1 protein-coding gene is annotated in these 232 nt (G+C 75.4%); it reads right to left on the bottom strand.

Annotation, left to right across the window (positions count from 1 at the left end; translation table 11 throughout):
* Nucleotides 1-232: histidine kinase dimerization/phospho-acceptor domain-containing protein (locus G3I65_RS18970; protein ID WP_275940157.1), on the bottom strand; the 232-nt coding region annotated here is incomplete at both ends.

The following is a 232-nucleotide window of genomic DNA, read 5'->3' as shown; positions in this document are numbered from 1 at the left end:
GGAGGCCTCCGCGCGGGCCATCGAGAGCAGGCCGTCGAGGATCTGGTGCAGCCGGCCCGCGTCGACCCGCGCGGCCTCCAGGTCGGCGGCGGCCGGCTCGTCGTCGACGTGGCCTTCGAGGTTGCCGAGCCGGATCTTCAACGCGGTCAGCGGGTTGCGCAGCTGGTGGGAGGCGTCGGCGACGAACGCGCGCTGCGCGGCCAGCGCCCCGGACACGCTCGCAACCCGCTGA

It is taken from the genome of Amycolatopsis sp. SID8362 (assembly GCF_010550475.1).
In the GTDB taxonomy this organism is placed as follows: domain Bacteria; phylum Actinomycetota; class Actinomycetes; order Mycobacteriales; family Pseudonocardiaceae; genus Amycolatopsis; species Amycolatopsis eburnea.
This window is presented reverse-complemented; position numbering and strand designations above follow the sequence as displayed.